Raw genomic sequence first — 7,328 nt, 5'->3', positions numbered from 1 at the left:
TCAGGCGGCACGACAAAAGTGATTTCACCGTGGTTTTGTAAATGTCGGATCGCTGATTGGAACAGCGGTGGATAGTTATCAAGCGGTAGGGTCAGGGATTTATTTTGCAGATCCATATCACTGACGACGGTGCCATCAAGTAACGATTCTTTGACCACAATGCTGATCACATCGTTATCTTGAATGTTGCCTTGTCCGAGATAATTAATTTTGTAGTCATAGCCCATCGGGTCTGACTTCACCTCTTTTTGTTTTTTCCAATCGGTTAAGAAACGTTTCGCCAAAGCCGCTTGCTGAGTTTTTTGCTCACCTTTATTTTTTTCCATCGACGCCTCCGAGGCAATGAGTGCAGTGTGTAGCTCGGTGGGGGAAAGTTGCATACGGCCTTCTATGGCATCGGTGATCCCCGCAAGGTAAGCCTGTTTATCCAAGGATTGCCCATAGGATTGATTGTCTTGATGAATGGTGAGTGCATCTTGACCGATGGCGATACCCGCTGCATAAGCTTGCCGTAACTGATCATTTTTTTTCAGGGTATCGGCTGTAAAAGGCACGGCGGCTGAACTTGTCGAAGGGGGAGGGTTATTTTTTTGAGCCAATAATTGTAGGTTGTTGTTGAGACGCTGAACATCGGCTTGTTGTTGCTGAAGTTGTTCTCGGTATTGCTGCTCACGACGCTGACTGGCTTGCAGCTGTTGTTGCATCATTTTTATTTTGATTTGGGGTAATTGGATACCCGTTTGTGAAAAGACATCAACGGTATTATCGGCTTGTTGAGCTTTACGTGCTTCATATTCTTGAGCGAATTGAAGTAATCCCGGCAGACTATTATTCTGCATTTCACTGTGTGCGATTGGAATAAAGCAAAGCGCACTGAGTAAACTCAGTGATAATCTCCCATTAAGCGAAGGCCATGCGCGATGTGAAGCAGCCATAAGGAACTCCTTAAATAGCAAAAAGGCTATCATTAAAAACAGATTTAAATACAAGAGCAAAAGGTAATGGGCTTATTATCCTTTTGATTCTTGCTACATAAAAAATGTATTTGATCGAGCTGATGAAAAAGGAAATAACCAACGTTATAGCAAAGGGTAACGCGATTAAACGTTCTTGACTTTATTATTGTCTGATTTTCTCACTCGGTAGTTGAATAAAGATTACAAATTTAGTTTTCAATAATCAATCAGAATTTGCGGGGAGGAACAAGGTGGGGAAATAAATTTGACTTAGGTTTTTGAGGGAGGGTGTTAAATAAAAAACGCTAACAACCATAATTGACTATCTAAAAAAGTAAATATTACCGAAATATAGGGCAGTGACGAGAATGAGAGTAGATTGCATTTTTATTAATCTATTGATTTCTATGTCTATTTTCTGCTTTTCATGCAACAAAATAATTTATTTCGTTGCCTTGTGTGCTAACTAATTTACTCGACACTTTTCGCAAAATCAAACCGCATTTAAAAACAAACACGCTAGATTTAGAGCGTTTTTAACGCATATTCAGTGTATTAAATGTTACTCCATTTAGGAGTGATGCGGCTTTGCGGCTACAATCATATTTAGACTATCTTTTATGCTTAGTGTTTTATTCTTCATTTATCATAAAGTGATAATTTAATCTGATTGGCTATATTGTAAATTACAAATATTCATATTTATTAATCTGTTTTCTGTGAAACGCAACGAAATAAATTATTTTGTTGCGTTTTTGAAATGAAAAATAAATATAGCAGGAGTGTTAAAATGAATAACCTTTATTTCGATGAACGCTCTGAATCTGATATGAGAACCGTATTTACTAAAGCGGTTGGTCAAGAAATATACCGTATACGCCGCAGCCGAGTAATGACGGGAAGGGAATTAGCCAACCAGCTGAATGTTTCACAACAGCAAGTTTCTCGTTATGAACGCGGGGTGTGTAATATTACGGTAGATACGTTGATTTTAATTCTTAATGTTTTAAATGTATCGATCGATGAATTTTTTAAACAAGTGTATTTTAATATCTCAGATATGCAAAAACAGGTTGATGAAAGTTATCAGCGTATCTTTCTCTCGTTAAAAGAGAGTAATGAACACGTGTTTAAATTTAATTAATCCAGTAAATAGATTTTATTATTCTCAATATTTAAATTTTATTGTCTTTTCTTTTATTTGAATAAAGACAATATCTTCCTGTGTGTAATTAAGGGGGATGTTTTCTTTATTTCAACATAAAGATAAGTCATGACATGAAATGGGTGACGTGATCACCCCTTTAATTAAACCACGTTATTTTTATTGCAGAGGCAAATATGAAAAAGATTATTTTAGCAACCCTGATTTCTGGCGCAATGAGTGTTTCAGCATTCGCAGTCGAGTCTAACCAAGGCCACGGTAAAGTGACCTTCAAAGGCGAAATCATTGATGCACCATGCTCAATCAGCTCAGACTCAATTGACCAAACCGTTGACCTAGGCCAAATCGCGAACTCTGTGTTGGCGAACGGCGGCGCGTCTTCACCAAAACAATTCACTATTGAATTAGAAGACTGTGTGTTCCCAGCTGGCGGTGGTAATGACAAAGTGCAAATCACGTTCAGCGGTGCAAGCGCAGGCTTTAACTCTAAGTTACTGGGTGTGACTGGCCTGAACCCAGATGAAGGCTTAGTTGGTAACGTTGGTATCCAAATCACTGATACACAAGGTGCTGCAATCGATATGGGCATGTCAACGACACAATCTCACCAATTACAAGCGGGTAGCAACACCCTGCAATACAGTGCGTTCGTTCGCGGTGCAAATGTCGCTGTTGACTCTATCCCACTGGGTAAATTCGAAGGCGTCACTAACTTCACTTTAGCGTACAACTAATCTGGCGGTGAGGGGTAGCAGTGCTATTCCTCACGTTTTTTTCCACCAACAGTCGAGGCGCTTTGTGAAAGGATGGCAAAAACATAATGCACTGCTGTGCGTGCTTTTCGGAATACTGGGCGCGAGCGCACCCGCTTTTTCTGCCCCTTCTCAAGGGTGGGGAAAGGTCTCGATGTATGGGGAAATCGTCGACACCGCCTGTGCAATCGAAACCGAGTCTCGTGATCAGACGATTGACATGGGCGTTATTCCTCTGAGCGTATTGAAGCAATTGGGTAAAGCTCCGCCAAAACCGTTCAACATTCAGTTAGTCGATTGCCGTTGGGAACGTTACCCCAGCAGCAAAGGCGAATGGCAAACCTTTGAAGTGACCTTTGATGGCCCTGCGAATGGTGATTTTTTTACGGTGTCGGGTGAAGCCAAAGGCGTACAACTGGCGATGCGTGATGATCAAGGGACACCCGTGATTGCAGGGAAACCGTTACCCAAACGAGACATTGTTCCCGGTGAAATGACCTTGAATTATGAATTGCAACTGGTGACAGACAATCAGCGTTTACAAGCTGGATCTTATCAAACGCTTTTGCGTTTCAAAATTGATTATTACTGATTCTTTTGCGGTTTGGCGCTCATTTGCCTAGGGATATTTTTTATGTCGCGTACTTATCACCAACCTTGTGCGGTATACCTTGCTGTGATGACAGCACTCATGCCTTATTCGTCTCCGTTAATGGCGGCGGATGTAGTGCAATTCAACACTGAATTGTTGGATTTAAACGACAAAAAAAATATCGACTTAGGTCAATTTTCGCGTGCGGGTTACATCATGCCCGGCAGTTATCCGTTGAAAATTCAACTCAATCAGGAAACCTTACCTGAACAAAAAGTCACGTTTTACCCGTCGGCCACCGAGGCTAATGAAAGCCAAGCTTGCTTAACCGGTGACATTGTTAGCCAGTTGGGGTTAAAAGACGAGGTGATCAAAGATCTGACATGGTGGCATGATGGCAGTTGTGTAGACTTGGCCAGTATCCCAGGTGCAGAAACCCGTGGTGACTTGTCGACATCGACCCTATACCTTAGCGTGCCACAAGCCTATTTAGAATATCGCACCGCCACGTGGGATCCGCCCTCGTTATGGGATGAAGGGATCCCCGGTATCTTGTTGGACTATAACGTGACTGCACGAACTAACCGTCCACACAAAAAAGGCCACAACACCTATGCCCTAAATGGTAATGGCGTCGTGGGGGCGAATGCGGGCGCATGGCGTTTACGTGCGGACTGGCAGAGTCGCTTAAACCATGCGACTGGCTCAGGCGATCCCGTCAACACGGATTTCCAGTGGAGCCGGTTCTATGCCTATCGCGCGATCCCACAAATGCGCGCCAAACTGACGTTGGGGGAAGATTATCTTAACTCTGACCTGTTTGATAGCTTCCGTTTTACGGGCGGTAGCTTGCGCTCCGATTTGAACATGTTACCGCCAAACTTACGTGGCTATGCACCAGAGATTTCCGGTGTGGCGACGACCAACGCTACGGTCATTGTTAGCCAGCAAGGCCGCATTTTATATCAAACGCAAGTGGCGGCGGGCCCGTTCCGTATTCAAGACTTGAGTGATGCAACCAGCGGGAAACTGGATGTGCGCGTGGAAGAGCAAGACGGCACGGTGCAAGAGTTCCAAGTGGATACTGCGACCATTCCATATCTGACCCGCCCGGGCGCAGTGCGTTACAAACTGTCAGTGGGTAAACCGTCCACCTTCGATCACCGTAGTAGTGGTGATCTGTTTGCCACGGGTGAGTTCTCGTGGGGGATTTCCAACGGGTGGTCAGTGTTTGGCGGTAGCCTCAATAGCCAAGACTACAATGCCTTCGCGGCGGGTATTGGACGTGATTTATTAGCCTTCGGGGCAATTTCCTTTGATGTGACGCAGTCGATCGCACGTTTGCCGGGTGAAGACCGCTTGAGTGGCGGCTCGTATCGGGTCAACTACTCAAAACGTTTTGATGATTACGATAGCCAAGTGCAGTTTGCGGGTTACCGCTTCTCCGAGCGCGATTTTATGAGCATGTCAGATTATCTGAGTGCCAAAGAAAGCGGCGAGCGTCGTGGTGGCAGCAAAGAAATGTACACCATTTCGTTGAATAAAAACTTCCGCGATATCGGGCTATCAACGTATGTGAACTATAACCACCAAACCTATTGGGATCGTCCAGACAGTGACCGCTACAACGTGATGCTCACCAAAACCATGGACTTTGGTTCAGTGAAAAATGTCAACGTGTCGTTGTCTGCGTATCGGAATGTGTATAACGAAACCCATGATGACGGCGCCTATTTGTCACTGTCTGTACCGTGGGGTAACGGGGCAAACATTGGTTACTCGATTGCAAGCAATAACAATGACGTGACCAACCGTGCGACTTATTACGACCGCATTGATAACCAAACGTCGTATCAATTCAGTGCGGGAAGCGCACGCCAAGGCGGTACGGGCAGTGCCTATATTACCCATCAAGGTAGCAATGCACGTTTAACGGCCAATGCAAGTTATACCCACAACGGTTACACCGCGTTTGGCCTTGGGGCACAAGGGGGCTTTACCTTTACCCCTGAAGGCGTCGATATGCACCGCGTGTCCACTATGGGGGGAACACGTCTGTTGATTGATACCGACGGTATCAGTGATATCCCAGTGAAAGGGCGTGGCGCTGTCGTGAACTCGAATGCCTTTGGTAAAGCCGTAGTGCCTGATGTGAACAGCTACTACCGCAATAAAGTCAAAATTGATTTGAATAAACTGCCGAATGACGCCGAAGTCACCGATTCGGTGGTACAAGCGACCTTAACGGAAGGGGCAATTGGCTACCGTAAGTTTGAAGTATTGTCTGGGCGCAAGATGATGGTCGCCGTGCGTTTAGCGGATGGTTCTTTCCCACCGTTTGGTGCGCAAATTCGCAATGCGCGTGGGCAAGATACGGGCATCATGAATGATAATGGACAAGCGTATATCAGTGGGATCAACCCCAATGAAATCATGACAGTACAGTGGGCCGGTGAGGAGCAGTGTCAATTGCAATTCCCTGCACAACTTGATGCCGTGAGTAGCCACTTATTACTGCAGTGCGAACCGATAACTTCGCGCCCGTAATCGTTTGACAGAATGAGAAAATAATTAAGTGAGACAGCGAATGAAAATGAAAAGTCCAAAACGTTTATTGACGGCAACCGCATTGTTATCGGCCTTGTATGTAGGCCAAGCGTGGTCTGCGGTAGCACTTGACCGTACTCGCGTGATTTTTAACGGTGAGCAAAAAAGCGTGTCGCTGACCATTACTAACAAAAATTCACAGTTGCCGTACTTGGCTCAAGGGTGGATTGAAAACGATCAGAGCCAAAAAGTGGCGTCGCCATTTGTGGTATTACCGCCCGTACAGCGCTTAGAGCCGGGCAAAACCAGTCAAGTGCGTATTGAAGCTTTACCGGATGTGGCCACGCTACCGCAAGATCGTGAAAGTTTGTTCTATTTTAATTTACGTGAAATTCCACCGAAAAGTGAAAAGCCAAACGTGTTGCAGTTGGCGCTCCAGAGCAAAATCAAATTGTTCTATCGCCCATCCGGCATTGCGCTGAGCGACACGGAAAAAATGAATCAGCCATGGCAAGAGAAGCTGACGCTGATCAAGCAAGGTGACCAATATATTGCCAAAAATCCGACCCCGTTTTACGTCACCATTATTGGTGCCGCAGCGACCGCGAATGCCCCTATTACCAAGCAATTTGATGCGGTCATGGTAGCGCCTTTTGGGGAGCATGCTTTGGGCGTGTCGAGCGCACAACTCGGCAGTTCACCGGTGTTGACCTATATCAACGACTACGGCGGGCGTTTGAAACTGCATTTTAAATGCCAGAGCAACCAGTGTGCGGTTGTGCCTGAGAAGAAATCATAAGGAGCCGTATGATGGCGATATCTGCAAACTGTCATCAATATTACCGTTTGGGGTGGGCGAGCAGTTTACTGTGCCTCAGTCTGTGGAGTGGGGTCGCTCAAGCTTCCGATCGGAATGCCACCCTTTACCGTCCAGACGGTAATTGGAATGTGGAAGGTGCGAGTGGTCAACTGTATGTATTTGGTTCACTGACAGAAAGTCCGTGCCGAATTGCCATGGAATCGGTGTACCAATCAGTAGACATGGGCAATATTGAAACGGCAGATTTACAAAAAGTGGGGCAAACGGGGAAATCAGTCCCGTTCCACATTGAATTGTTGGATTGCATTGAGACACCAACGGCACTGCGCGATATTAAAACGGGCAGTGTGGCGTGGAGCAGTGAGCAACCGGGGGTCAAAATGCGCTTTGTTGCCCCTTCAGTGCCGTTTTACCCTCAGTTAGCCAAAGTGGTGGGTGCGCAAGGGTTTGGATTGCAATTGAGTGATGAGGCAGGGCGGGTGATCCCGTTGGGCGA

General features: G+C 45.6%; 7 protein-coding genes. 6 read left to right on the top strand and 1 reads right to left on the bottom strand.

Annotation, left to right across the window (positions count from 1 at the left end; all coding sequences use genetic code 11):
- Positions 1-935: FKBP-type peptidyl-prolyl cis-trans isomerase N-terminal domain-containing protein (locus AC3Z9T_RS21200; protein WP_490128039.1), on the bottom strand; the 935-nt coding region annotated here is incomplete at its 3' end.
- A gap of 811 nt (positions 936-1,746) precedes the next feature.
- Between AC3Z9T_RS21200 and AC3Z9T_RS21195 the strand changes: the two genes are divergently transcribed.
- The 6 genes from AC3Z9T_RS21195 to AC3Z9T_RS21170 all read left to right on the top strand — a co-directional run.
- Entirely contained in the window at positions 1,747-2,100 is a 354-nt protein-coding gene (locus AC3Z9T_RS21195; protein WP_490128038.1) for a helix-turn-helix domain-containing protein, read from the top strand.
- Between the two features lie 197 nt (positions 2,101-2,297).
- On the top strand, positions 2,298-2,855 hold the full coding sequence (locus AC3Z9T_RS21190; RefSeq protein ID WP_490128037.1) for a fimbrial protein: 558 nt from the start codon (positions 2,298-2,300) through the stop codon (positions 2,853-2,855).
- 172 nt (positions 2,856-3,027) lie between these two features.
- Positions 3,028-3,465, top strand: coding sequence for a fimbrial protein (locus AC3Z9T_RS21185; protein WP_490128036.1), 438 nt, complete (start codon positions 3,028-3,030; stop codon positions 3,463-3,465).
- A gap of 42 nt (positions 3,466-3,507) precedes the next feature.
- Positions 3,508-6,012: an outer membrane usher protein gene (locus AC3Z9T_RS21180; protein WP_490128035.1), complete on the top strand. Its 2,505-nt coding sequence runs from the start codon at positions 3,508-3,510 to the stop codon at positions 6,010-6,012.
- A 46-nt stretch (positions 6,013-6,058) separates the two neighbouring features.
- Positions 6,059-6,811 carry a fimbria/pilus periplasmic chaperone gene (locus tag AC3Z9T_RS21175; RefSeq protein WP_490128040.1) on the top strand — a complete coding sequence of 251 codons (753 nt, stop codon included), beginning with the start codon at positions 6,059-6,061 and terminating at the stop codon, positions 6,809-6,811.
- A gap of 8 nt (positions 6,812-6,819) precedes the next feature.
- A partial coding sequence (locus AC3Z9T_RS21170) for a fimbrial protein (RefSeq protein WP_490128034.1) occupies positions 6,820-7,328 on the top strand: 509 nt, incomplete at its 3' end.

The sequence above is a fragment of the Providencia sp. 6390 genome, assembly GCF_058148425.1.
This window is presented reverse-complemented; position numbering and strand designations above follow the sequence as displayed.

Bases quoted from the DNA above. Each gene is read 5' to 3' on its own strand.
- AC3Z9T_RS21190 (WP_490128037.1), top strand. From the start codon at position 2,298: ATGAAAAAGATTATTTTAGCAACCCTGATTTCTGGCGCAATGAGTGTT.
- AC3Z9T_RS21175 (WP_490128040.1), top strand. From the start codon at position 6,059: ATGAAAAGTCCAAAACGTTTATTGACGGCAACCGCATTGTTATCGGCC.
- AC3Z9T_RS21185 (WP_490128036.1), top strand. From the start codon at position 3,028: ATGTATGGGGAAATCGTCGACACCGCCTGTGCAATCGAAACCGAGTCT.
- AC3Z9T_RS21180 (WP_490128035.1), top strand. From the start codon at position 3,508: ATGTCGCGTACTTATCACCAACCTTGTGCGGTATACCTTGCTGTGATG.
- AC3Z9T_RS21195 (WP_490128038.1), top strand. From the start codon at position 1,747: ATGAATAACCTTTATTTCGATGAACGCTCTGAATCTGATATGAGAACC.